Origin of the sequence: Streptomyces sp. NPDC090442 (assembly GCF_044769405.1) — a bacterium.
Taxonomy (GTDB): Bacteria; Actinomycetota; Actinomycetes; order Streptomycetales; family Streptomycetaceae; genus Streptomyces.
Genome location: NZ_JBIVXW010000035.1, coordinates 67279 through 91769 on the forward strand (window position 1 = coordinate 67279; position 24491 = coordinate 91769).

The window sequence follows — 24491 nt, forward strand, 5'->3', positions numbered from 1 at the left end:
ATGCAGGTCAGGGGCTTACTGGATGTCTATGAGGTCGTTTTGACGGACCTTGAAACCCCGGGGGAATCAGAGCCGCTATCACGCTTCGGTGAGGGTCGAGACCCACAAGGGGTCCCGGCCAGGGGGTGTTCGGCCAGGGGGTGTTCGGCCTGCGCCCGCCCACATCTCCATGAACAGGGGCCTGTGAGACGCCAGGTCGCGCCCGCCGAGTGCCGTACCGTCAGCCGTCCCCTGGGCGCCGGCCCGTTGGGCCGCCCGGGCGAACACGCGGCATAGCCTCACCGGCACATCGTTGATGGGGCATGACCCCTCGTAGGACACTCACAGCCCTTGGCGTCACCGCTGCGGCGATCGGAGCGGGGCTAGCAACTGCCGCTCCAGCGTCAGCCGGCGGGATCATCGTCATCGCGTCGCCGTCCATGGACAACACCTGCGCCAACACCGGCACCGCAACGCAAAGTACAGGCGAAACGAAGCACGCAAGCGGAACCGTAGGGGGTCTGCTCACCGGGGTGCCGGTCGCTGCTCCGCTCAATCACTGCGGCGGGGCCGACTTGCCAGTGAGAACGAGGCACGTGACCCGTCATTGCCAAGCAAGTGGCCTGAACGGGGAAGACGCGGCGGCTGTCGCGGCGCCTAATCTGCTCTGCGGTGACAACATCGCTGTCTTGGGTGGTGCGACGCAGGTGAACAATTGACTACCATCACAGCTCCCCCGGATGCCGCTCCGCCGGCCTCCGCCTCGGCACCCGCCGTCGCCGAGCCGCCGCGCCCTCCGCGCTGGACTTCCGCGCGTGATGCCAACCGCACAACGCCTGAAGGTTCGCCGGGCCGTGATCGTCGCCCGGGGCGACGTGGTCTACGTCCGTGGCCGGCGCCGAACACCGCGCCCCCGTATCCCGCAGGACCGCCACGCACTGGAAGCCATCCCGCTTCAACACCGACAGGCGACGAACCGCCCAGTCCGCCGGGAGGCGGGAGCGCCGGTTGCTGCCGTGCCAGGCCAAGGCAACTCCTTCTTCGAGCCGTCAGTTAGCTGCGCAGCAAGGGGACTCGCAATGCCCGCCGGCCCGGGGTAGCGCGGGCACCCGGAGAAACTGCAAGGAGTGCAAAGGCTGCGGAGCATGCGGGATCACTTCCAGGGGTGGGGCTGCAGTCAAGAAGGCCGCCGTATACCCGGTATACGGATTAGCGCGCCGAAGGGGGTGTTGCGCCCGTCTTGGATCCTGTGAGCTAGGCCCCATGAACAAGAGCACAGGGGCTGAGTCGCGACGCCCCCACTTCGAACTCCGCTGGGGTGGCCTGCACTTAACCATTCAGCGCGTCCCCGCGCGGCTGATCACCTTGGTGGCAACGGCCGTTGGAGTCCTGCTGACATGGCTGGCCCGCCGTTGAGCGGTCAAGCCTCACGTGACCCCGGCCGGAATCGAACCGGCAACCGCCCGACAGAGGGTCAGACGCTCTCCCATTGAGCTACGGGGCCTGGGGCTCAACTCCCGCGCGGCATCCCGGACAACACCGGGGCGCGCGGGAGGAGCCAGGCGGGCGCGACGCTCACACCTCCACGTCGGACGCTGGAGCCCACGGCGGGGCCCACCTTCATTTACATGAACAGGGGCCCGTGACACCCACACCGCCAACGGGTTGGCCTCTCACACACCCGGGGGTCAAAAAGCTGCCCTAGTCCCCTTCTTTTTTCATGTGAGTCATAAGAAAGAAGGAACCAAGGGCAGCTTTTTGACCCTTAAACCCCTCCAGCCGCAACGCTCTGTGTGTTAACTGGCCACACAGAGCGAGGGAGCCGCGCCCCTGGCGGGGCCCGCCCTTCATCTGAATTGGATGGGAGTCGTGACTGGTCGCCGGGAGGTGTCGGCTCCGCGCTCTGGCCTTGGGGCAGAAAAGCTGCCCTACGGACCTACTTTCTTACGTACGGATATAAAAAAGAAGGACGCTAGGGTAGCTTTTCTGCCCCAGAGTCGACCCTTTGGTCACTCTCCGTTCGGCCTGGATAGCTCAACGCGAGAGGGAGCCGAACCCTTGGCGGGCTCGGCTCCCTCAAAGTGATCTGGCTCTCAGGTCTGCGCGTTAGGCGTGATCACGTCTGCCGCCAGGGCTTGGGCGGGGTCACGTCTTGCTGAGGGCGATTCGCTGGATCGCCGCCGGGTGCGGGAACGCGTGAGCTGCCCGGAGTGTGGCCTTGATGGCGACCTGGTCGCTGGTGAATCTGGCGTGCTTGGAGACGTCCAGGGTCACGTTCCGGCGCATGACGACCATGACCCGGTCGCGGGGGATGCCCCATATGGTGCCGGCGGTCACGGCGTTGGAGACGTACAGGGGGACTCCGAGGATGGTTCGCCGAGTTGGCGTGGTCGGGTCGGAGCCCAGCAGTGGGACGTTGCTGTCCTTGGCCTGCTTGAGCTTGGCGAGCGTCAGGGCGTCCGCCGGGTTCGCGGCGAACGCGGTGATGGCGGCGCCCACGTCTTCCGCGCGGTTGATGGCTTCCTGGAACGCGTCCAGGTTGGTGAACTTGGTACCAGCGTCCACGGTGCCCACGCCGTCCACGCTCTCCAGCCCCTTCGGGGCAGGAAAGGGCAGGCTGCTGAAAAACGACTGGTCCAGGACGCGGGCGATCGACCGGGCAAGGCCGTCGCCTACGAGCTTCTGGGCGTCCGGGTCGCTGTCCTCGGCCAGTTCGGAGGAGACGATGGACAGGCCCGCGCACTTGGCGGGCATGACTTCCAACTCTCCGAGACTGGCGTCCGTGGGAGCGATTTCCTCTCCCTCGGTCACGAAGGAGGCGCCCGCGTCGGTGTGAACGACGGGGATGTGCACCTTCGTGCTGCTCGTCTTGAGCGTGCCGGCTACCTGAAGCGCGATGCTCTGGCGCTCCACAGGTTCAATGATGAGCGGGCCGTAGTCGTCCGGGGTGATGCCGGAGATGCCGGCAGTGCTGGTGAAGAGAGGCAAAAAGGCTCCTTTGTTGGGGAGTTAGAGCGGTCAGAGGGTGGAGCGGAACAAGCCGTCCCAGGTGGCCCGGCGCTCCTCGGACGGGGTGAGCCCACCGCGCCCGATGGCCGGCGGGTTCATGGCTGCGTGCATGGCTTGGTTAATGGCAGCCGCCACGGCCTCCACGCGGTCCGCTGAGAGGTCTTCGGGGAGGGCCTGGACGATCTCCTCCGAGATGTAGTGGAAGCGGCGTACGACGGCCGCCAGGGCGTCAGTTCGCTCCCGTTCGGCTTTCTCCGCCTCCAACTCACGGAGGCGCATCTGGAGGGCTTCCACGTCAGGCTCTGCGTTGCCGCCTGCCGGGTCCGTGGCAGGCTCCGGCGCCTCCGGGGCTACCTCCGTCTCCGGGGGCGTCAGGGTGGCGTCTGTGGCCGCCTCGGTCTGCTCAGGCGCCATCGTGGTGCACCTCGTTCGCCGTGGAGTAGATCGGGCGCATGGCGGACTTGGCCTGAACCTCCGTGATGCCGCCGTTGCCGTGGGCATTGCGGACCATTTCGCCAAGGTCCCGAGACGCCGCGATGCGCAGCGCGCGGAACTCGGACACCTGGCCGGATGCTCCGGCCTCGTGCGCCAGGTACAGGGCGTCGCCAAAGGCGGCGATAAGGCGGCGCGTCAGATTGATGCGGTCAAGAATCACAGGTTCCTCCAAGGGGAGTTCTAGGCATGTGAAAACCCCGTGTCCCGGAGTGCCGGAGCGCGAGGTTTGATGGCCGGTTGGTTCGCGCGGAGCGCGCCCGGGCGCCGCCGGGTGGAGAACCCCTACGTAGCGCGGAGTTCCCCTCTACCTCCATTAGATGGGGGCCGTGACAAACAGTGCTTAGTTGAGCGGTCTGAGGAGGGGCAGCTTCCTTGCCCCTCGGCGCTTTCGTGTGTGTTCGTGCGCAGAGCGCCGGCGGTAGCGGGAGAACGCGCTGAGTGGTGAAGCGGCGCGAAATGTCGTCGCAAAGGCCCGTCCTTCCAGAAGGGAGAACGGGCCTGGTTGCGCGCTTACTTCTTTGCCTACGACTCTTCCGTCAGCGTCATGGGCACACCGATGTCCGTCGGCTCAGGGTCGCCAACCCACCAGAACCGGAAGCGGTCCATCGAGGGGCGGACACCAGAGGTCCGAGCCTTGAACAGCCAGGCCCGCTCCAGCACGAGGCCGAGAATTTCCCGGCGTTCGGAAAGTGGCCAGTCCTCCCAGGCTTCTTCCAACAGCACCGTGTCTCGCAGGAACGTGATGTCCAACGCCTGGCCACTCGGGATCTCCGCCAACTCCCGCTCGTACTGTTCCAGTCGGTCGTTGCTGGCGTCGTAACGGCTGCGGAACCGGGCCTCACCTCGGGTTCCCTTGAACAGGCCGTTCAGCTTCTCGTCCTCCAGCCGGTCGAGGAACTGTTCTTCCTCCTGGATGCGGGCTTCCAGTTCGCGCCGGCGGGTGACCCGTTCCGGGTGCTGCACGTCGGCCCAGCGCTCCGCTATGGAGAGCAAAGCCGGGTGGTCGTCGTCCAGGAGGGACAAGCGGGAGACCACGGCATGGGTGACGATCTCGTCCGCGTACGTGCCCTTCATGAGCGTTCCAGGGCATCGTCCGGCGAACTGGCGCCGGAGGCACCGGTATCGGGGCCACGGCTTCCCGTTGCGGATCCAGTAGGCGTCGTAGGACTCTCGGGCGCCGCACTCGCCGCAGTGGAGGAAGTCGGTCAGGAGGCCGGTGACGGCCCGCCCCGTCGCCTTGGAACGGGAACTGGGGATGGCGGAGCGGGTCCAGTGCACGGGGACCTTCTTGCCGAACATGGCACGGAGCCGGGTGGAGTCGGCCAGGGAGATGATCTCCGGGCCGACCCGGACCATCTCGCCGGTCAGGGAGTGCCGATATATCTCGCCCTTGTGCGGCAGGTATCCGGCCATCACGACCGAGGTGACGAGTTGGCGGACGACGGGCCAGGACCAGGAGTTGGGGGACTTGAGCGGCTTCTCGCGCAGCTTCTGCGCCTTCAGCGGCTCGCCCTTGGCCTCCAACCGGGCAATGCGGATCTTGCGGTGTGCCCAGCGTGGACAGTCGTACCCCTGCTCGTTCAGCCATCGGGCGATGGAACGCAGTGACGCCGGTGCTGCGGGGTCCAGGAGCTTCTTCACGATCTCCCGGATGATCTCCGTCTCCGCCTCGTTGTGGACCAGTTTGCGTTCCGGCGTGGCCAGGAAGCCGTACGGGCGTGAGCCCATCCACCGTCCCTCGTCCCGCTCGTCCGCCCGCAGGTCGGTTACGCGGATGGAGGTGTTCTTGGACTCCTTGTGGGCCTGGTGCGCCGCCAGGGTGAGCTGGATCTCCCAGCCCTCGTTGTTGGAGTCGATGCCGTCGGCGATCGAGATGAACCGGCAGCCGGTCTCGTAGACGACGCGGATGATCTCCGACGCCTGCGGAATGCCCTGGCGGGTGGCGCGGTCCACCTTGAAGACGATCAGGACGTCCGCCAGGCGGTCCCGGAGCATGTCCAGGGCGGCGTCCCAGTCGGGTCGTTCGACGTAGGCGTGGTAGCCGCTCTTGTCCTCGTCGGTGAAGACCTTCACGACCTCGCCGTCCAGGTCCTCGGTCTTCGCCCGGCCCGCCTTCTCCTGCCGGGGGATGGACGTGGACGTGTCCGTCAGGTCCGAGATCCGGCAATAGAGGATGACGCGGAGCATCGCGTCCATAACTTCTCGCGGTGACACTTTCTCTCCCATGGATACCCAAAGCAGACTAAGCCCGGCCTTCGGGCCCGTGTTCGGTGGGTATCCGTGAGTGCACGAGATCGCCCATCACTTCGGGATCGACGACGCGCGGCTGCACGCGCTCGGGTACGGCTGACCGGCCCGGGCGGGGCGCGGTGGAGCGCCGGGGCGGCTGTGACGGTCGTGGCGTGTCCTCAGGCGGGGGGCGGGAGTTGGGCAGGGCGTCCGACGCCGTCCCTGCGCTCCGGATCCGGAGGTCCCCGCCCGTGCACCCGATGCCCCCTCGCCCGCCGTCCGCCACCGATCCGTCGACGGTCGGGGGCGCCGCCTCCGGCGCGCCCGGCGCCCGGGCGGCCGCTCCCGTCCGCGGAACGTCCGCGTCCGCAACGCCCGTTGGCGCGCTACCCGGTGACGCGACGTCCGCCTCCGGAACGGGCGCGCGCTCGATGAAGCGGGTCGCCGCCGCGGCACTGACCGTCTCCGCGCTGGCCGCCTCGCTGGCCGGCTGCATGAGCGTCAGCGATCCCGGTCACCCGGCGCCGTCGGGCAGCGCCGCCCGGCCCGGCGACGGCAAGGGCAAGCACTCCGCCCCCGGTGGGCTGACCGCCGACGGCCGCGGCGACGGGCCGCGGCGGACGGGCCACGGCGGCCCGCGGCGGCCGGCCCGCGGGGGCGCCGGGGACGCCGGCCGGGTGGAGGACGCCGGGCCGTCGCCGAGCGCGGGGCCGTCCTCGCCGCCGGCGGGGCCGGGGAAGCCCGCGCAGCCGGCCAAGCCCTCCGGGCCGGAGCCCGGTGCGGCGCCGGGCCGCGGCGGAACCGCCGGCCCGGGACACCCCTCGCGCCCCGCGCAGCCCTCGCCCTCCGCTCCCGGCCGGCCGTCGTCCCCGCCCGGTGCGCCGACCCCGGGCTCGCCGAGCGCGCCGCCGAGCGGCCCCTCGGGCGGGCCGTCGGGCGGGGGCGCGCAGGGGTCCGGCCCGCCACCGTCCGACGCGAAGCCGCCGCCCGACGCGCCGTCGTCGTCCGTCGCGCACCCCTCCTCGCCGGGGGCCGGGTCCTCCGCGCTGTCCTCGCCGATGACGCCCCAGGTGGAGTGGGACGTCTGACCGTGCCGGGGCGCGGTCCGCGGAGGGCCGCGAGGAGGCCATTTGCATTGCAGGGGGAAGGGTGCGTATGGTGGTAGATCGTTTGATCCCATTTGCCCGGCGCCCTGAAAACAGCGCGCCGTGTGGCGCGTTCTCTCCCTTGCCGTGGCTGACCGCATTGAGGCGGTCTTTGTGAAATCACACGGAGTTGTGGGCGCGTGCCGAGACTCCGGAAGGTTTCGCATTTCGCATGTCCGTTTCCACTGACCAGTCCGCCCTGCCCGCAAACGGCGAGGCCCCCGAAGACCAGACCGTCCAGCCGGCCCCCGAGGCCGTCGAGGAGACCGCCGCGCAGGACGCCGGCACCGAGGCCGTCGAGCCCGCCGAGGGCGACGACGCCGGGACCGTGACCTTCGCGGACCTCGGCCTGCCCGAGGGCGTCGTCCGCAAGCTGGCCCAGAACGGCGTCACCACCCCGTTCCCGATCCAGGCCGCGACCATCCCGGACGCGCTGGCCGGCAAGGACATCCTCGGCCGCGGCCGCACCGGCTCCGGCAAGACGCTCTCCTTCGGTCTACCGACCCTGGCCCGCCTGGCCGACGGCCGCACCGAGAAGAAGAAGCCGCGCGCGGTCATCCTCACCCCGACCCGTGAGCTCGCGATGCAGGTCGCGGACGCCCTCCAGCCGTACGGCGACGTGCTCGGCCTGAAGATGAAGGTCGTCTGCGGCGGTACGTCCATGGGCAACCAGATCTACGCGCTGGAGCGCGGCGTCGACATCCTCGTCGCCACCCCGGGCCGACTGCGCGACATCATCAACCGCGGCGCGTGCTCCCTGCAGGACGTCCAGGTCGCCGTCCTCGACGAGGCCGACCAGATGTCCGACCTGGGCTTCCTGCCCGAGGTCACCGAGCTGCTGGACCAGGTGCCCGAGGGCGGCCAGCGGATGCTGTTCTCGGCCACGATGGAGAACGAGATCTCGACGCTGGTCAAGCGTTACCTGACCAACCCGGTCAGTCACGAGGTCGACAGCGCCCAGGGCAATGTCACGACCATGACCCACCACGTCCTCGTCGTGAAGCCGAAGGACAAGGCGCCGGTCACCGCCGCCATCGCCGCCCGCAAGGGCCGCACCATCATCTTCGTCCGCACCCAGCTGGGCGCCGAGCGGGTCGCCGAGCAGCTCATCGAGGCGGGCGTGACGGCGGACGCGCTGCACGGCGGGATGACCCAGGGCGCGCGCACCCGCGTCCTCGCCGACTTCAAGGACGGCTACGTCAACGCGCTGGTCGCCACCGACGTCGCCGCCCGCGGCATCCACGTCGACGGCATCGACCTGGTCCTGAACGTCGACCCGGCCGGCGACCACAAGGACTACCTGCACCGCGCCGGCCGCACCGCCCGCGCCGGCCAGGAAGGCACCGTGGTCTCGCTGTCCCTGCCGCACCAGCGCCGCCAGATCTTCCGGCTGATGGAGGACGCGGGCGTGGACGCCTCGCGGCACATCGTCGGCGGCGCCGGCGCGTTCGACGAGGATCTGGCCAAGATCACCGGCGCCCGTTCGCTCACCGAGGTCCAGGCCGAGTCGGCGAACAACGTCGCCAAGCAGGCCGAGCGCGAGGTCGGCTCCATGACCCGCGAGTTGGAGCGGCTCCAGGCCCGCGCCACCGAGCTGCGCGAGGAGGCCGACCGGCTGACCGCGCGCGCCGCCCGCGAGCGCGGCGAGGACCCGGCGGAGGCGCTGGCGGCCAACGCCCAGGCGGCCGCTGAGGCGGTGGCCGAGGCCGCGCTGCCGACCCAGTCCGGCTCCGGCGAGCGCCGTCGTGACGAGCGCCGTGACGACCGTCGGGACGAGCGGCCGCACCGCCGTGACGAGCGCGGCAACTTCGAGCGCCGCGACCGGGACCGTCGGGACGACCGCTCCGGTGGTGGCCGTTCCTTCGAGCGCCGGGACGACCGTCGGGACGAGCGCGGCGGCTTCGGCGGCCGTGACCGTGACCGTCGTGACGACCGCGGTGGCTTCGGCCGTGACCGTCGTGATGACCGTGGTGGCTTCGGCCGTGACCGGGATCGTGACCGTGAGCGTCGTGATGACCGGGGCGGCTTCGGCCGTGACCGTGACCGTGACCGTCGCGATGACCGTGGTGGCTTCGGCCGTGACCGTGACCGTGACCGTCGTGACGACCGTGGTGGCTTCGGCGGCGGCCGCTCGTTCGACCGTCGTGACGACCGCGGCGGCTTCCACCGTGGCGACCATGGCGACCGCCCGAACCGTCCGTTCAACCGCGACGACCGCGGTGGGCGTCCCTTCCGCTCCGGTGGCGGCGACCGTCCGTTCAACCGTGACGACCGCTCCGGCGGCCGGCCGTCCTCCGGTTTCCGTTCCGGCGGCGACCGCCCCTACGGCCGGCGCGACGACCACCGCGGCTCCGGTAGCACCTCCGGCTTCGGCCGGCGCGAGGACAAGCCGCGCTGGAAGCGCAACGGCTGATCCGACCGTGGCCGATACAGGCCGGTAGCCCACACGGCTCGCGCAGGGCCCGTACGCACGCAAGTGCCGTACGGGCCCTGTGTGTTGGCGGACCGAGGGGCGCGGGCCGCACCCGGCGCGCGGCGGCCCCGGAGCGCCGCGTACGGGCGTGGTGGAGGCCCGTATCCGGGGTGGGCGCGGCCGGCGGAGCGCCGTCGTGGCACGCTGGGGATTGGCCGGATCCGCCATGCCTTCGGGCTGTGGCAGGACCTCGGGCTATGCTGCTCGGTGCGGGCCATTAGCTCAATTGGCAGAGCAGTGGACTTTTAATCCATTGGTTCAGGGTTCGAGCCCCTGATGGCCCACCGAATCCATCGCAGGACAGGGACCATGACCTGCGGTTCGGCGCCCCGATCGGAAGATTCCGGTCGGGGCGTTTCGCATGGCCCCGGCTGCGGGGCGGGGAGCCAGGGCCCGGGCCGTCGGGTGGGGCGGGTCTGCGGCGGCTCTCAGGAGCGGCGTGGAGGCGCCGATCGCGTCGGTCTCCGGCTCGGATGCCGCGGGGTGCCGGGCCCCGAGGCGGTCCGAGCGCCGGTCGAGCGCCCAAGCGGTGGGCGGTGCCGGGGCGTTGAGGACCGGGCGGGCGCGCACCGCGGGCGGGCTCGCCAGACGGTGCCGAGGCCGTCGTGGGGCGTCGCCGGCGACCGGGTAGCCACGCGGGTGGCATCGTGCCCCGCCTGCCCCACGCCCGTCGCGTCGTCACATCGCGGAGCGACGGGGGCGGTAGCTCGGCACGAGCGGTGCCGGGCGATGCCGGACCGGCTCGTCCGGCCGGTCGCCGCCGGGCGCTCGGGCGCGATCGGCTCGGTTTCGGCCATGTTGACCGTGACCGAGGAGGCAGAGCGTGTCCGCCCCGCCCGTTGGAGGATCCACGCGCACCGCCTCGCCTTGTGGAGCTGCCTCTTGGGGACGGCGGCGCCGACGTTGACCCACTACGGCTCGCGCCGGGCGGGGCCGGGGCGGGCAGGGCGGACGTCCGTCGATTCATTCGCGGTGCGTATAGGCCGGACGGAAAGGCTATTTGTCGGGGCGGGGTGCCGTATTTAGCGTCGTCGGGGAATGCCGGCGGAGCGGCAGGGCGCCGTTCGCCGGCCCGGAGGCGGGAATCGTGACTGAGTGCGTGAAGGCGGCGGATCGGGGAGAAGGCGGGAGCGGCGCGTCCGGGGAATCCGAGGTGTCCGGGGCGTCCGTTGGTGAATCCGTACGGTCCGTCGAGAGGAGGGGGAGTGCCGGGCGTCGGTGGTGGGCATTCGCCGGGCTGAGCCTCATCAGTTTCCTCGGCTGTATCGACCTCACCATCGTCAATACCGCGGCTCCCGCCATCCAGCGGGATATGGGGGCCACGGTCACCGAACTCCAGCTGATCGTCAACGTATTCATCGTTGCGTTATCGATGTTCATGGTGACGATGGGGCGGCTGGCCGACAGCCACGGCCGACGTCGGGTGCTCTACACCGGGACCGCGGTGTTCGGCCTCGCCTCCCTGGCGGCCGGGTGCGCGGCGGACGTCCGGATGCTGATCGTCTGCCGCTTCGTCCAAGGGGCCGCCTGCGCCGTGCTCTACACCAGTACGGGCGCGCTGGTCTCCGACACCTTCCCGCCGGAGCGGCGCGGTCGGGCCATCGGGGCGCTCTACGGCGTCAACGGGCTCGGGTTGGCGATCGGGCCGATGCTGGGCGGGTTCATCGTCGGGCAGTTGAGCTGGCGCTGGGTTTTCTGGATAAACGTGCCGCTGACGGCCGTCGGGTTGGCCGTGTGCTGCTTCTCGATACGCGTGTCAGGGCAGCGCGTCGCCGGGACAGGAAAGCCGGACCGGCCCGGGTTGGTGCTGATCAGCATCGCGCTGCCCGCGGTGGTTCTCGGCCTGACATTGGGCGATGCCTGGGGCTGGACATCGGTCCGCGTTCTCGGGCTGCTCGCAGTGGGAATCGTCGGTGTGCTCGCCTTCTGCGTGGTGGAACGCAAAGTGGCGGCGCCCCTCGTCGATTTCCAACTGTTCGGGAACCGCACCTTCCTGGGCGCGCTCACCGCCGATTTCTCCCTGGCGTTCTTCTATTGCCTGGCGTTCTTCCTGATGCCGCTGTACCTGGTCTCCGTACGGCACGACGGGGGCACCGCGAGTGGACTGATGTTGCTGCCGTGCACGGCGGTGATGGCGGTACTGTCGCCCGTCGTGGGACGGCTGGTGGACCGCTTCCCGCCGCGGCTGCTGCTGTGCGGCGGGTTCGTGGCGTTCGCCCTGTCGGCGGCGCTCCAGGCGCAGTTCAGCACGGAGAGCGGGGTCGTCCTCGTGATGGCGGCGTTCGCGCTGATGGGGATCGGCTGGGCCCTCGTCCTCGGCCCGGCCACCCGTCGCCGCGCTGTCCGCCGTGCCGGAGCGGCTGGCGGGGACCGCGGTGGGTTCGTCGTGGACCTTCCACAACCTGGGCGGGGCGATCGGGCTGGCGGTCGGGATGGCGGTCTACCGCTGGTCGGCGCGGGACGCGTTGGACGGGGCGCTGGCCGCGCGCCGGCTGCCGGGCGGGGAGTGGGTGTCGCGGGCGGTGGCCGACCCGGGAGTGGGGAAGGGGCTGTTGCGCGCGCACACCGGGCTGGACGGGCGCGGCGCCGAGGCGCTCTCCGAGGAGTTGTTCGTCCGGGGGAACCAGGCGGCGATGTGGCTGCTGTGCGGGGTGGCCGCCGTCGCGTTCCTGGTGATCTGGGTCGGGATGCGGGGGCATGGTGGGACGTCGGGTGGGGTGGAAGAGGCGGGCGTGGAGGGTGAGTTGGAGGAGGTGGGAGGCAGGGGGGCGAGGTGAGTGGGGGAGCGGTGGCCCGGGACGAGGTCGGCTGGCGGGAGTTGGCCCGTATGCCGCTGGTGCTGAACGAGGCCGGTGGGACGACGGACGCGTCGGACTGGCCGCCGGAGGAGCGGCCGGAAATCGCCGTCCGGTGCGGGAACTTCGACGAGTGGCTGGAGGCGGTGGCCGGTAACCGGGGCGTCGGCGTCGTACCGGAGTCCATCGGCCGCCAACGGGTGCACCCGTTCATCTCCTTCGTGGCGATCCCCGACGCGCCCCTGATGCCGCTGCACATCGTCTTCCCGCGGCACGACGGGCATCCGCTGACCCGGCGCTTCCTCGCCCATGCGCGGGCCACGGTCAACCAGTGCGAGGGCGGCGGCGCCGGGACCGGGATCGTGCCGGAGCCCGGAGGGGAAAGCCCGGAGGCGTAGTGGGGGAGCGGGGGCGGGGTGGCGGGTGGTTGCCGTAAGGGGGTGAGGGGGTGGGCCCTTAGGGGGCGGGGTGGCCCCAGCCTGTGCCTACCCCGTTCGGCTCAGGAGGACTCGCCACCCGGCGGAGCGGCAGCAAGCCTTGAGGGCAGCAGGCAGCAGGCAGCAGGCAGCAGGCAGCAGGCCAGCGGGGGGAGGAGGGCGCGGCGCACGGCAGGCGACGTGGGCGGCGCAGGCGGGACGGCCGGGGACGGTGCGGGGGCCGAGGGCGGCGCAACGGACCAGGGCGGCACGACGGGTGGGGGCGGAACGAGCGCGCCACCGGGCGGGCGGAGTGGGAAGAGGCCGGTGCGGATGCGTCGACGCGGCAGGAACCGCACGGGCGGCGGGGAACGGCGCGCTCGCGGCGACCAGATGTCCCCGCTCGGCCGCCGATTGGCCCGTTGGCTGCCCACCGCCCTGATCGTCATCGGGGTGCTCTTCGACCTCGTCACGCCGCCCCAGTACACCGCGGCCCCGTTCCTCGCCGCCGCCCCGTTGGTCGCGGCTCCCCTCTTCTCCCTACGGGCGACCGGCGTCACGGCGTTGGCCGCCATCGTCAGCGAGCTCCTGGTCGCCACGTACCACGGCGTCGAGGACTACTACGAGTCGGTGACCGAGGCGATCACGGTGGTGGTCGTCGCCCTGCTGGCGCTCGGCATCAACCGGGTGGTGCGGATCAGCGACGCCCGGCTGGCCTCCGTGCGGGACGTCTCGGAGGCCGCCCAACGGGCCGTACTGCCGGCCCCGCCCGATCGGTTGGCCGGGCTCGCGGTCTCCGCCCGTTACGTCGGCGCCCGGGCCGGCGCCCGCATCGGCGGCGACCTCCACGCCATCCAGGACACCCCGCACGGCGTGCGGATGATCGTCGGCGATGTGCGGGGCAAGGGGCTGGAGGCGGTGGAGGCCGCGGTGGTCGTCGTCGGCGCCTTCCGGGAGGCGGCGGATCAGGAGTCCACCCTGGAGGCGGTGGCGCACCGGCTGGAGCGGGCGCTCAAACGGGAGGGCGGGCGCCGCGCGGGCCTCGACGAGTACGAGGGCTTCACCACGGCCGTACTGGCGGAGGTCCCCGCCGGGGACCAGTCCGTCCTGCGCGTCCTCAACCGAGGCCACCCGTCCCCTCTGCTGCTCACCCCGGACGGCGGCCTACGGGAACTGCCCCCGGCCGCCGCCGCGTTGCCGCTGGGCCTGACCGACGTGGCGGGTTTTCCGGACCGCTCGGACGTGGTCTTCTTCCCGGCCGGGGGGATGCTGCTCCTGTTCACCGACGGGGTGACCGAGGCCCGCAACCGGGCCGGCGCGTTCTACGACCCCTGCGCCCGGTTGCGCGGCAGCCACTTCGAGGGCCCCGACGACCTGTTGGACGTGGTGATCGAGGACGTCGCCCGGTACACGGGCGAGGCGCCCGCGGACGACATGGCGCTGCTGGCGGTCCAGCGCCCCTTGGGGACGTAGGGCGCGGGCCGTCCCCGTAAGGCCGTTGGGAGGGTCCGGCGTCCCCTACGGGTGCGCGGATCGGAGCCAGTGCACGCTCTGGCCGTGCGGGTCCGTGAGCGCGACCGGGCGCTCGTCCACCGCGAGGGTCAGCAGCATGCCGTCCTCGGGCCGCAGGGAACGGTGTTCCGGCGCGGTGATCCACGGCAGCACGCTGTGGTGCTCCTGGGAGATCCAGTGCCCGCCGCCCTCCCGTTCGGCGAGCAGCGTCCGCACGCGGTGCGCGAACTCCTCGCGCCGGGCGGGCGGAAGGTAGTTCAGCACCGAGCTGTGGAAGACCACCAGCGTCGCCCCTGCCGGCGCCCGGGCGGCCAGTGCCGGCAACTCGTCGACCAGGTCGCCGCGGACCAGCACGGGGCGCGGCGCGGGCCGCACCGCCTCGACGGCGGCCGTGAGGCGCGCGCTGCGGGCCTCGTCGCCGGGCCAGAGAAGCGCCCGCAGCCAGCGGAGGTCGTCCGCGTTCCCGGCCGGGTCCAGCGGGTTCAGGTCGATGCCGCCGCGCCAGACGATGTCGGGGAGGAGCCCGCCGGGCGGCGTTGCCGCGTCGCCGTCGTCGAACGGGGCCGGCCCGCTGGTGCGGCAGGTGAACGTGACCGGGGAATCCGGGGCGCCGTACGCGGAGTCGCGCCCCTCGTGGACGTAGCGGTAGCGGTACCGGTCCGGGTGCAGGCACAGTCCGGCCGACGTCCCGACCTCCAGGAGGGCCAGGGGCTGCGGCAGACGGGCCAGCAGCGGCAACAGTGCGGCACAGCGGGCCGGTTCGTTGGTCTGGGTGGCGCGCCGCATGATCACCTGGCGGACCTCGTCCCAGTGCCGGATCGTCCACTCGCGCCAGCGCCCGTACGCCGCCGCGCCGCGCGGCCCCAACTCCGCGTGCGGGCCGTCCAGATAGCGCACCGCGGCGAGCAGGAGGTTCGGCTGCTGCTTGGCGCCGGCCGGCAGCGAACCCGCCAGCAGTTCGCAGAACTCGTCGTCCTGGCCGATCCGGGCGGTCAGCTCCTCGTGCGCCTCGGACCGCCCGCGCGCCTGCTGCCAGGAGAACTCCCGGTACCGTTCCGCCACTTCCCGCGGGGTGTTGACGACGTTTCCGGTGTTCGCAACGTTGACGACCATGGGGCGACGTTATCGCCCTCACCCTCCGTGACCGCGAGGCGTCCCTCTGCATAACAAGTCGCGCACAATCGTCGCGAGATCGTTTGGCGCGATGGCGCCAACTCACCCTGGTTCGGGATGGCTTGAGGGGAAACGTTCCCGCCGGGGTCGCTGTGAAGGCCGGGCGGAACCCTTGTGGATTCATGGGAACGCTTGGATTTCCGTCGTCGTCTCTATTACTGTCCGATAACGGAGCGCGGTCGTCCCAGCCGTCGCAAGTGGCGGCACCGTGCGCCGACGCCGAATCCCGTACGCGCTTTTTCCGCACGCCCAGAACGACCCCGACCCGTCCCGCACGAGCCGGCCGCCGCCCTGCTCGACCGTGTCCCCGACCCGCGTCGCGCCGCCCGGATCGACCGGTTTGGTGGATGCCCGTCGGATCCGCCTGGAATTGCTGGGAATTGAGCGGAGGGAACCGGGGAACCACCCTCTTGGGGTGAATCGGGCGCTTCCCGCCAGGAGGCGTTCGTAGGAGACCTTCCTGCTCCGAACCCGTCAGCTAACCCGGTAGGCGAGAAGGAAGGAAAGGAGAGCGCCCCCGTGGCGTCCAACAGGCCCGCCCCTCACGCTCCATCCGGCTATGGCCTCGGTGGCCCCGCCGACTTCAGCGGCACGATCGGCTTCGGCCTCGGCCTCGGCGGCCCCGCCGGGCACGTTGCCTCCGGTGGTGTTGGTGTGGATGTTCCGGGTGGGGGTGGCGATTTCGTTGATGCCGCCGCTTCGCCCGCTTCCCCTGCTACCACCGTTTCCGCTGCTTCCGTTGCTTCTTCCGCCTACGAGGCGATGCCCCAGCAGGGAATGCCCCACCAGGGGCCGACCCCCGAGTGGCCGGCCCATGAGGACGTCGGCCAGGGCGGGTTGGCCGGTGGTGAGTCGGTGCACGGTCTCCAAGGGGGCGGTACCGGGGGCGCGTGGGGCACGGGTGACGAGAGGGGCGTCGATGAGGCGGATCTCGACGGAGCCGGCGCCGACGACGAGGACCTCCGTTCGATGCGCGGCAAGCACCGGGTGGCCAGGCAGCGCAGCGTCGGTCTGGCGCGCGGCGGTACGGCCCTGGGCGTCGGCGTGATCGCGGCGGTCGGAGCGAGCGGGGTGGCCGCGGCCGAGGGCCGGCCGCCGGCGCCGATCTCGATGCCCGATCCCGGTGGGACGGCCGAGGACGCCGCCGTGGACGCCCCGAAGGCCCCGGTGGCCGCCGCCGCGACCACCGCCACGGACGCCTTCGCTTCCGCCGCTCACGGCGCGCGGGCCGGCGGCGCCCCGGCGGAAGCCGCCCAGGGCGCGGGCGCGGCCGAGGCGCTGCGCAACCGCATCCTCCAGCAGGGCGGCGTCCGCCCGGCAGACGCCCAGGCCGACGCCCGAGCCGGTGCCCAACAGGGCGGCCCCGAGGGGCCGGAGGCCGCGGGAACGGCCGCGCCCCCGGAGGGCGCGCCGCAGACGTCAGAGGCGCCGCAGAAGCCCGGGGCGGAGGAGACGCCCGGGACTGAGGAGACGGCGGGGACGGAGTCGGAGGAGGCACCGGCCGCCGCACAGGCGCCGGAGGCGGACGCGAAGACCACCCAGGCCACGGAGGCTCCCCAAGCCGCCGAGACCGCGGAGGCCCACCAGGCCACTCGGACCTCTCAGGAACCGGCGGCCCCGGCCGCCCCGGACGCCAAGCCCGCCACCCCGGAAGCCGACCAACCCGCCCGCCCCGCCCCGGACTTCGTCGCCCCGGTTTCCTCGCACACCCTGGCCACCGGCTTCGGGCAGGCCGGCGACCGCTGGGCCGCGGACCACACCGGGCAGGACTTCGCGGCCCCAACGGGCACGCTGGTCAAGGCGGTTCACGACGGGACCATCACCCAGGCGGGCTGGGCCGGAGCGTACGGCTACCGGATCGTCGTCACGCTCGACGACGGCACGGAGCTCTGGTTCTGCCACCTGTCGTCCATGGTCAAGACGTCGGGCAGGGTCCATACGGGAGAGGTGATCGGCCGCGTCGGCGCCACCGGCAACGCCACCACCCCGCACCTCCACCTGGAGGTCCGCCCGCACGGCGGCGCCCCGGTCGACCCGGTGTCGTGGCTGCGCGACCACGGGGTCACCGTCTGACGCCCCGCCCCGGCCGCCCACACCCCGTGGGCGGCCACCCACGCGCCCTCCCGGGCCCGGCAACGGCGTCAACTCCCCACCCGGAGCGGGGCGCAACTCCCGCGGCGCGAGGAACAATTCCCCGCGCTCCCGCGTTGTAGCAGGGCATGACCGCGACACACGCCCACAGCTCCGTTCCCGACCGCGAGCCGCTCGGTTCGCTGTCCGTCTCCCGGCTCTGCCTCGGGGGCAACGTCTTCGGCTGGACCGCTGACGAGGCCGAGTCCTTCGCCGTACTCGACGCCTACGTGGCCGGCGGTGGGAACTTCGTCGACACCGCCGACACGTACTCGTCCTGGGTGCCGGGCAACAAGGGCGGTGAGTCCGAGACCGTCATCGGCAACTGGCTCGCGGCCCGCGGCAACCGCGACCAGGTCGTGATCGCCACCAAGGTCGGCGCCCACCCCGAGTACAAGGGCCTGTCCGCGGCCACCATCAAGGCCGGCGTCGAGCAGTCCCTGACCCGTCTCCGCACGGACCACATCGACCTCTACTACACCCACTTCGACGACGAGTCCGTCGAGGTGGGCGAGTTCCTCACCGCCCTGGACGACCTCGTCAAGGCCGGCAAGGTCCGCGAGATCGCCGCGTCCAACATCTCCGCGCAGCGCCTCCAGGAGTCGCTGGACTTCTCCGCCCGCGAGGGCGTGGCCCGTTACGTGGCCCTCCAGCCGCACTACAACCTGGTCTCCCGCGACACCTACGAGGGCGAACTCGCCGACGTGGCCGCCCGCAACGGCCTGGCCGCCGTCCCGTACTTCGCGCTCGCCTCCGGCTTCCTGACGGGCAAGTACCGCCCGGGCACCAGCGTGGACAGCGCCCGCGCCGGGACGGCCGCCGCGCATCTGGAGACCGACCGCGGCCGCCGCGTCCTCACCGCGCTCGACACCGTCGCCGCGACCCACGGCACCGAGCCGACCACCGTCGCGCTCGCCTGGCTCGCCGCCCAGCCCACCGTCGTGGCCCCCATCGCCAGCGCCCGCAACGTCACCCAGCTCCCGGCCCTCCTGGCCGTCACCGAGCTCACCCTCACCGACGCCGAGGTCGCCCTCCTCACGGAGGCGTCGGCCTGAGAGCGGCAGCAGGCCGAACGACGCAGCCAAGGGGCCGGCCCTACGGGCCGGCCCCTTGGCTGTCTGTTCCTGGCGACCGGCCCCGGAGCGGGCCGCCGGCGTCAGCCGCGCCGGTCCGCCACCGCCCATGAGGCCAGCGCGACGCCGCCGGCCACCGCGAACACCGAGGGCCACGCCCCGATCTTCTTGGCCAGCGGGTGGGACCCCGCGAACGCCGCCACATAGGCGCCGCTCAGCGCGGCGGCCGCCTTCGTGCCGGCCTTCTGCTGCCAGCCGCGGGCCGCCACCGCGCCGGCCGCCGCGAGCGCCACCCCGCCCAGGGGCCGCTTCTTGGTCCACCGGGCCACGCCGTAACCGCCCACCAGCCCGGTGGCCGCCACCACGCTCGTCGGTATCCCCGCCATCGCAGAATCCTCCCTTTCGCGGACAACTCCCACGAGCCTACGCGCGGCCCCCGCACCGCAGGGCGGCACGGTCGAGCGGGGCGGGCGGCCGGCGCCGATCGCGCGACCGCGGCCCCTTACGGGGCGGGGCGCCGGCCCGTTGCCGCGTCGGAATCGGGCGCTCCCCCGGGCCGGTCCGGCACCGCTTCCGGCGTCGCCGTCCGGCCCGCCCACGCCTGGAGCAGCGCCGGGCCCGCCCACGACCGGTAGTGCCACAGGCCGTCCAGGAGTTCCCGCTCCCGGGCGGCGAAGTCCGCGGTCGGGCCCGTCAGATGGGCGCGGCGCCGGTGGAAGGAGAGCGCGGTGGCCAGCGCGCCGTAGGCGGTGACGGCGCGGGCGGCGGCCGGGCCGTGGGTGCGGCGGGCTATGTCGCGGGCCAGCGCGCGGGTCTTCAGGGAGGCGAGGGCGGTGGGCTCGGGCGCGGCCAGCCAACCGGCGGCGGTGTACGGGGCGAGGTACTCGCGGACCGAGAGCAGCTCCTGGCGGCGGGCCCAGAGCGCCAGCCACGTCAGGGCCAGCAGGACCGGGACCATGAAGACGCCGTAGACGGTGAGGAAGCCGGCGTCACCGAGGGCGGAGGCGGCGTTCCACACGCCGTGCAGCAGGATCGCGGTGGTCAGACCGAGGAGCACGAGCCCGGTCCGGGCACCGCGGCGGCGCGGGTAACGGGTCGCGGCCACGCCGAACGCCAGGCCAGTGAGGATCGTGAACAACGGGTGGGCGAACGGGGAGACCACGATCCGCACGAAGAAGGTGCCGGCCGTGAGGGAGTTCAGACCGGTGTGCCCCATGGACTGGTCCTCGCCGAAGGCGCTGCCCAGGTAGAGGACGTTCTCGGTGAACGCGAAGCCGGTGGCGGTGATGCCGGCGATCACGATGCCGTCCGTGATCCCGTCGAAGTCGCGGCGGCGGAAGCGGTAGAGGAGGGCGATGGCGGCGGCCTTCACCACCTCCTCGACAATCGGGGCGACCACCGTCGAGCCCCATGCCTCGGCCTCGGTCGGGGACGCGGTGGCGATGTTGCTGGCCAGCCAGTCGGTGGCGAAGCCGTTGGCCAGTACGGCGACGAGGGTGGCGGCGCACGCCCCCCAGGCGAAGGCGAACGCGAGGTTCCGCCAGGGCTCGGGCTCGATGCGGTCCAGCCAGCAGAACGCCGCGATCAGCAGCGGGACGGGGAAGACGGCCAGCCCGAGGCCGACCAGGAAGCCCTCGGTGCCAGTCTGGCGCCGGACGATGCCGAGGATGAGCACGCCGGAGAGCGCGAGCAGCGCGGCCAACGCGATGGCTCGGACGGTCCGGCTGCGCCAGGGCGCGAACCGGCGCCGGGGCCCGGGGTGGGCCTCGGCGGGTGTGTACGGCGGCGGGCCGGCTGAGCGCTCGGGGAGCGGCGGCGGTGACGGGTACACCCATCGACCCTAACGAGGGTGGAGCGGCGCGGGCAGGCGAGTTTGCCGCCAGCGAGGACACGGTGGCGCCGGGTCGCGGCCCCTGGGGGCCGCGGCCCTCAGGCCCGGCGGCGGAACAGCAGGTCGTTGACGACGTGGCCCTTCTCCAGGCCCTGGCCCTCGAACTTCGTCAGCGGCCGGAAGTCCGGTCGCGGCGCGTAGTCCTGGTAGAGGTTCTCCAGCGCCGGCTCCGCGGAGAGGACCTCCAGCATCTGCTCGGCGTACGGCTCCCAGTCGGTCGCGCAGTGCACCAGGGCGCCGGGCGCGAGCCGGGTGGCGGCCAGCGCCACGAACTCCGGCTGGATCAGGCGGCGCTTGTGGTGGCGCTTCTTGGGCCAGGGGTCCGGGAAGTAGACGCGCAGGCCGGCCAGGGACGCCGGGGGGAGCATCTCGCGCAGCAGGATGATCGCGTCGCCGTTGGCCACCCGGATGTTGGACAGGCCGTTCCGCTCCGCGAGACCGAGCAGATGGCCCTGGCCAGGGGTGTGCACATCGCAGCCGAGGATGCCGGTCTCCGGGGCGGCGGCGGCCATCTGCGCGGTGGCCTCGCCCATCCCGAAACCGATCTCCAGGACGACCGGCAGCCCGTCGAAGAACGCGTCGAGATCGAGGGGGGAGAGTCCGTCGATGTCCACGCCCCACTTCGGCCAGAGCCGGCGCAGCGCCTCGCCCTGCGAGGCCGTGACGCGGCTGCGGCGGGGCTGGAAGGACCGGATCCGCCGCTCGTGGTGCGAGCCGGCGGGGTCGGCCGCCGGCCCCGTGCCGTCGGGGAACATCGGCTTGCCGCGCCGGGGCACGGAGGCCGGAGTGGCGGTCGCGACGGTGGTCACCGCGGCGTCCGCGCTCATGGCGTCGGCAGCGGCGGCGAGGGTCTCGGGGGTGGCGGGGTTCTCGGACACAGTGCGTCGATTCTACGGATGGCGCCGGGGCGGACGGGACCGTCGAGGGCGGGGTCGCCGGGCGCGGTGATCGGGGAGAACGCCGGTCGACGCCCCGGTCCCGATGGGCCCGCGCCCCTGCCCGTCCATAGAGGCGCAGGTGGGGCCCGGTGGCCTACGGGCGGCGCGGCGCTGGCGGGACGGGTGGCGTCGGCCTCCCGGGGAGCGGCGCGGTGTGGGCGAGGTAACGGGGGAGCGCCTCAGCTCCTCGCCCCGGGGCCGACGTCCCGCACCGCGCCCGCCGGTATGCCCAGCAGCCGGGCGACCCGCCGGGCCACCTCGCGGCCGATCGGGAGGGAGGCCGTGGCGGCCGGCGACGGGGCGTTGAGGACGTGGACCATGCCGGGGGACTCGGCGAAGAGGAAGTCGTCGACGAGGGTGCCGTCGGGGAGGACGGCCTGGGCCCGGACGCCGGCGGGGCAGGGGAGCAGGTCCTCCTCCCGGGCGTCGGGCAGCAGCCGGCGGACCGCGTCCGCGAAGGCCCGGCGGGACAGTGAGCGGTGCAACTCGCCCGCGCCGTAGCGCCAGTGGCGGCGGGCTATCCGCCAGGAGCCGCGGAAGGCCAGCGTCCCGGCGAGCTCCGCGGGGCGGAGCGTGCGCCAGTCGTACCCCTCGCGGGCCAGTGCGGGGACGGCGTTCGGCCCGATGTGGACGGCGCCGTCGATGCCGCGGGTGAGGTGCACCCCCAGGAACGGGAACGCCGGGTCGGGCACCGGGTAGACCAGGCCGCGGACCAGGGCCGCGCGCTCCGGGGCGAGGGTGAAGTACTCACCGCGGAACGGCACGATCCGCATGCCCGGGGCGTCGCCGGCCAGCCGGGCGATCCGATCGCAGTGCAGCCCGGCGCAGTTGACCAGGGCGCGGGCGCGGTAGACCGTGCCGCCGGCGGTGCGGACCGCGACCCGGCCGGGGCGGCGCTCGATGGTGGTGACCTCCTCGCCGAGGACGACCCGCGCGCCGTCCTCCTGGGCGAGCCGGCCCAACTCCCGGGCGACCGCGCCGAAGTCGCAGACGCCGGTCGTGCCGACGTGGATCGCGGCCAGGCCGCGCACCTCCGGCTCGTACGCGGCGATCTGGGCCGGGCCCAGCTCCCGGACCGGCAGCCCGTGCTCCCGGCCGCGCTGGATGAGGCCGTGCAGCCGGGGCAGCTCGCCGCGGTCGGTGGCGACGATCAGCTTGCCGGTGACCTCGTGCGGAATGTCGTGTTCCGTGCAGAACTTGACCATTTCCGCCGCCCCTTGGAGGGCGAAGCGGGCCTTGAGCGAACCGGGTGGGTAGTAGATGCCGCTGTGGATGACCCCGCTGTTGCGCCCGGTCTGGTGGCGGGCCACACCGGGCTCCTTCTCCAGCACCACGACGCGTATGCCCGGCGCGGCGCGCGTGAGGGCATGGGCCGTGGAAAGCCCCACGATCCCGGCACCGATCACCAGCACATCGCAGTCGTACGCCGCCACTGCACCTCCCCAACCGCATGACCGCCGGCCCGCCCGTCGCCGCGGGCCCGAGCGTCATCGCCGACGCCGTAGTCCATCATGACGGGCGGCACCGACAATCCGCAGTGATCCAGCCTGACCTGCGAAGACGACCCGCAGCCGCGCACCCGCCCGGCGCAGGGCGCCCGATTTCGTTCCCCGGCCGCCGCCCGCGGCCGCCCTCCGCGCCCGCCGGCTACGCCGGCGCCGCCAGCAACGGCCGCGCCCGCTCCCGGAGTTCGACCACCCGGGGCTCGTCCCCGTACGGCTCCAGGCGGTGCAGCAGGTCCCGGACGTACTCCGTGGTGCGGGCGGACGAGATGCGGCCGGCGACCTCGACGGCCCGGGTGCCGGCGGCGCACGCCGCGTCCAGATTGCCGGACTCCAGTTCGGCGACGGCCGACACGACGAGGCGCAGCCCGTGCGAGCGGACGAACTCCTCCGTCGGCCGGGAGAGCGCCTGCTCGGTGAAGCGCCGCACCTGACGGGGCAGCCGCAGGTCCCGGTAGCACTCGGCGGCGTCGGCGGCGAACCGCTCGTAGGAGTAGAAGTCCAACCAGGACGGGTCCGGGTCGCCGCTGCGGGAGCGCTCCAGCCAGCCCTCGGACGCCTTCAGCGCCACCTCGCAGGCGCGCGCCTCGCCGGCCTTGGCCTGCGCCCGCGCCTCCACCAGGCGGAAGAAGCTCATGGTGCGCGCGGTGGCCAGCCCGCGGTTGCGCTCCAGGGCGGCCTGGGCCAGGTCGACGCCCTCGTCGGCGAAGCCCCGGTAGGTCGCCTGGAGGGACATCGACGCGAGCACGTACCCGCCCAGGGGGACGTCCGCGGCGGCGCGGGCCAGCCGCAGCGCCTGGATGTAGTACCGCTGGGCGGCCTCCTGTTGGCCGGTGTCGAAGGCCATCCAGCCCGCCAGGCGGGTGAGTTCGGACGTCGCCCCGAAGAGCGCGCGGCCCACCTCGTCGCTGTACGAGGCGAGCAGCAGCGGCGCCGCGTCCACCCGGAGGCACTCCGGCACCATGGACGAACGCCAGTCCCCGCCCCCGTACTTGGAGTCCCAGCGCCGGGCGTCCTTGGCCGCCTCACGCAGCTTGGTGACGTCGCTGTGGCCGACGTGCTGCGGGGTCCCGGCGTCACCGGCGGCCGCGGCGTCCTTCTCGCGCGCCTCGGCCGTCTCCCGCGCCACCGAACTGTCGGTCGGCGATATCAGCCAACGGGAGGTGGGGGTCGCATACGCGCTGACCGCGAAGGATCCGGCCAGGCTCTGCCAGATGCCGCCGCCGTTGCCCCGCCGGCCGGCGAGATCGAGACGGTACAACTCGGTCGCTGAGCGCACCGCCGCGCCCACGTCACGGGGGAAGGCCAGCCCGACTTCGGGCGCCGGATCGGCGTCGGCCAGGCCGATCTCGTGCAACGGCACCGGTCGCCCCAGCTTGCTGCCGATCGCGGACGCAATCAGATGGGGCGCGGCGCCCTGGGGCACCATGCCCTTGGAGACCCACCGGGCCACCGACGTCTTGTCGTAGCGAAGCGTCAGACCGCGTTGGGCACCCAGGTCGTTGACCCGGCGCGCCAGTCCGGCATTGCTGATCCCCGCGAGGGCGAGAACGGTGCCGAGCTTCTCGTTCGGCCCGCGTGTATCCCTGGACATGCGCACCCCTCGACACAGCGACAGCCGCCCCGTACCCCGGGGCATGCGTCCACCCAGAGTAGTTCGCCGGATCCCGACCGTTAAGGGTCGGTGTCTTGGATGGCGAGATTCGTGTTCAAACGGGGGTGCGGGAATTG

Annotated in this window: 17 protein-coding genes, 2 tRNA genes, 1 pseudogene and 1 riboswitch; of the genes and pseudogenes, 9 read left to right on the forward strand and 11 right to left on the reverse strand. The window is 72.5% G+C overall.

Annotated elements, in window-relative coordinates; all coding sequences use genetic code 11:
• Positions 1–1411 precede the first annotated feature (1411 nt).
• The 5 genes from ACIQU6_RS24430 to ACIQU6_RS24450 all read right to left on the reverse strand — a co-directional run bounded on the left by ACIQU6_RS24430 (position 1412) and on the right by ACIQU6_RS24450 (position 5679).
• Positions 1412–1483, reverse strand: a tRNA-Glu gene (locus ACIQU6_RS24430).
• 641 nt (positions 1484–2124) lie between these two features.
• A complete protein-coding gene (locus tag ACIQU6_RS24435) occupies positions 2125–2967 on the reverse strand; it encodes a phage major capsid protein (RefSeq protein ID WP_403483798.1) in 843 nt (280 codons plus the stop codon).
• Between the two features lie 30 nt (positions 2968–2997).
• Positions 2998–3402 (reverse strand): hypothetical protein, encoded by a 405-nt coding sequence (locus ACIQU6_RS24440; RefSeq protein ID WP_403483799.1) that lies wholly within the window; start codon positions 3400–3402, stop codon positions 2998–3000.
• Positions 3392–3643 carry a hypothetical protein gene (locus ACIQU6_RS24445; RefSeq protein ID WP_403483800.1) on the reverse strand — a complete coding sequence of 84 codons (252 nt, stop codon included), beginning with the start codon at positions 3641–3643 and terminating at the stop codon, positions 3392–3394. Before ACIQU6_RS24445 ends, ACIQU6_RS24440 begins: the two co-directional genes overlap by 11 nt.
• Before the next feature lie 362 nt (positions 3644–4005).
• Entirely contained in the window at positions 4006–5679 is a 1674-nt protein-coding gene (locus tag ACIQU6_RS24450) for a recombinase family protein (RefSeq protein ID WP_403483801.1), read from the reverse strand.
• 88 nt (positions 5680–5767) lie between these two features.
• Here ACIQU6_RS24450 and ACIQU6_RS24455 point away from each other — a divergent pair.
• The 7 genes and pseudogenes from ACIQU6_RS24455 to ACIQU6_RS24485 all read left to right on the forward strand — a co-directional run.
• A pseudogene (locus tag ACIQU6_RS24455) lies at positions 5768–5833 on the forward strand (metallopeptidase family protein); the annotation flags it as partial.
• A 139-nt stretch (positions 5834–5972) separates the two neighbouring features.
• The gene (locus tag ACIQU6_RS24460; RefSeq protein ID WP_403483802.1) at positions 5973–6800 is read left to right on the forward strand and encodes a hypothetical protein; all 828 of its coding nucleotides are present in this window, start codon (positions 5973–5975) and stop codon (positions 6798–6800) included.
• Between the two features lie 229 nt (positions 6801–7029).
• Positions 7030–9270 carry a DEAD/DEAH box helicase gene (locus ACIQU6_RS24465; RefSeq protein WP_403483803.1) on the forward strand — a complete coding sequence of 747 codons (2241 nt, stop codon included), beginning with the start codon at positions 7030–7032 and terminating at the stop codon, positions 9268–9270.
• Between the two features lie 271 nt (positions 9271–9541).
• A tRNA-Lys gene (locus ACIQU6_RS24470) sits at positions 9542–9614 on the forward strand.
• 869 nt (positions 9615–10483) lie between these two features.
• The gene (locus ACIQU6_RS24475) at positions 10484–12073 is read left to right on the forward strand and encodes an MFS transporter (protein WP_403483804.1); all 1590 of its coding nucleotides are present in this window, start codon (positions 10484–10486) and stop codon (positions 12071–12073) included.
• 30 nt (positions 12074–12103) lie between these two features.
• Positions 12104–12523, forward strand: a complete 420-nt coding sequence (locus ACIQU6_RS24480) for a LysR family transcriptional regulator substrate-binding protein (protein ID WP_403483805.1) — start codon at positions 12104–12106, stop codon at positions 12521–12523.
• Between the two features lie 351 nt (positions 12524–12874).
• On the forward strand, positions 12875–14014 hold the full coding sequence (locus tag ACIQU6_RS24485) for a PP2C family protein-serine/threonine phosphatase (RefSeq protein ID WP_403483806.1): 1140 nt from the start codon (positions 12875–12877) through the stop codon (positions 14012–14014).
• Positions 14015–14059: 45 nt separating this feature from the next.
• Here ACIQU6_RS24485 and ACIQU6_RS24490 read toward each other — a convergent pair whose 3' ends face one another.
• A complete protein-coding gene (locus ACIQU6_RS24490) occupies positions 14060–15166 on the reverse strand; it encodes a DUF2332 domain-containing protein (RefSeq protein WP_403483807.1) in 1107 nt (368 codons plus the stop codon).
• A 411-nt stretch (positions 15167–15577) separates the two neighbouring features.
• A riboswitch (cyclic di-AMP (ydaO/yuaA leader) is annotated at positions 15578–15734 on the forward strand.
• A 254-nt stretch (positions 15735–15988) separates the two neighbouring features.
• On the opposite strand from ACIQU6_RS24490, the gene ACIQU6_RS24495 reads away from it, so the two are divergent.
• Positions 15989–17299: a peptidoglycan DD-metalloendopeptidase family protein gene (locus ACIQU6_RS24495; RefSeq protein WP_403483808.1), complete on the forward strand. Its 1311-nt coding sequence runs from the start codon at positions 15989–15991 to the stop codon at positions 17297–17299.
• A 146-nt stretch (positions 17300–17445) separates the two neighbouring features.
• A complete protein-coding gene (locus ACIQU6_RS24500) occupies positions 17446–18411 on the forward strand; it encodes an aldo/keto reductase (RefSeq protein ID WP_403483809.1) in 966 nt (321 codons plus the stop codon).
• A 101-nt stretch (positions 18412–18512) separates the two neighbouring features.
• On the opposite strand, the gene ACIQU6_RS24505 is transcribed toward ACIQU6_RS24500, so the two are convergent.
• The 5 genes from ACIQU6_RS24505 to ACIQU6_RS24525 all read right to left on the reverse strand — a co-directional run bounded on the left by ACIQU6_RS24505 (position 18513) and on the right by ACIQU6_RS24525 (position 24354).
• Positions 18513–18815: a hypothetical protein gene (locus tag ACIQU6_RS24505; protein WP_026247493.1), complete on the reverse strand. Its 303-nt coding sequence runs from the start codon at positions 18813–18815 to the stop codon at positions 18513–18515.
• A 116-nt stretch (positions 18816–18931) separates the two neighbouring features.
• On the reverse strand, positions 18932–20260 hold the full coding sequence (locus ACIQU6_RS24510) for a PrsW family intramembrane metalloprotease (RefSeq protein ID WP_403483810.1): 1329 nt from the start codon (positions 20258–20260) through the stop codon (positions 18932–18934).
• Between the two features lie 98 nt (positions 20261–20358).
• Positions 20359–21198 (reverse strand): tRNA (guanosine(46)-N7)-methyltransferase TrmB, encoded by an 840-nt coding sequence (gene trmB / locus ACIQU6_RS24515; RefSeq protein WP_403483811.1) that lies wholly within the window; start codon positions 21196–21198, stop codon positions 20359–20361.
• 239 nt (positions 21199–21437) lie between these two features.
• Entirely contained in the window at positions 21438–22691 is a 1254-nt protein-coding gene (gene lhgO, locus ACIQU6_RS24520; protein WP_403483812.1) for an L-2-hydroxyglutarate oxidase, read from the reverse strand.
• Positions 22692–22905: 214 nt separating this feature from the next.
• Positions 22906–24354: an MFS transporter gene (locus ACIQU6_RS24525; protein WP_403483813.1), complete on the reverse strand. Its 1449-nt coding sequence runs from the start codon at positions 24352–24354 to the stop codon at positions 22906–22908.
• Positions 24355–24491: the final 137 nt, after the last annotated feature.

What these genes read in the sequence shown, in the direction of transcription:
- ACIQU6_RS24465 (WP_403483803.1), top strand. Translation starts at nt 7,030, where the DNA reads ATGTCCGTTTCCACTGACCAGTCCGCCCTGCCCGCAAACGGCGAGGCC.
- ACIQU6_RS24460 (WP_403483802.1), top strand. Translation starts at nt 5,973, where the DNA reads ATGCCCCCTCGCCCGCCGTCCGCCACCGATCCGTCGACGGTCGGGGGC.
- ACIQU6_RS24525 (WP_403483813.1), bottom strand. Translation starts at nt 24,354, where the DNA reads ATGTCCAGGGATACACGCGGGCCGAACGAGAAGCTCGGCACCGTTCTC.
- ACIQU6_RS24500 (WP_403483809.1), top strand. Translation starts at nt 17,446, where the DNA reads ATGACCGCGACACACGCCCACAGCTCCGTTCCCGACCGCGAGCCGCTC.
- ACIQU6_RS24450 (WP_403483801.1), bottom strand. Translation starts at nt 5,679, where the DNA reads ATGGACGCGATGCTCCGCGTCATCCTCTATTGCCGGATCTCGGACCTG.
- ACIQU6_RS24505 (WP_026247493.1), bottom strand. Translation starts at nt 18,815, where the DNA reads ATGGCGGGGATACCGACGAGCGTGGTGGCGGCCACCGGGCTGGTGGGC.
- ACIQU6_RS24495 (WP_403483808.1), top strand. Translation starts at nt 15,989, where the DNA reads ATGCCCCAGCAGGGAATGCCCCACCAGGGGCCGACCCCCGAGTGGCCG.
- ACIQU6_RS24440 (WP_403483799.1), bottom strand. Translation starts at nt 3,402, where the DNA reads ATGGCGCCTGAGCAGACCGAGGCGGCCACAGACGCCACCCTGACGCCC.
- ACIQU6_RS24490 (WP_403483807.1), bottom strand. Translation starts at nt 15,166, where the DNA reads ATGGTCGTCAACGTTGCGAACACCGGAAACGTCGTCAACACCCCGCGG.
- ACIQU6_RS24485 (WP_403483806.1), top strand. Translation starts at nt 12,875, where the DNA reads ATGCGTCGACGCGGCAGGAACCGCACGGGCGGCGGGGAACGGCGCGCT.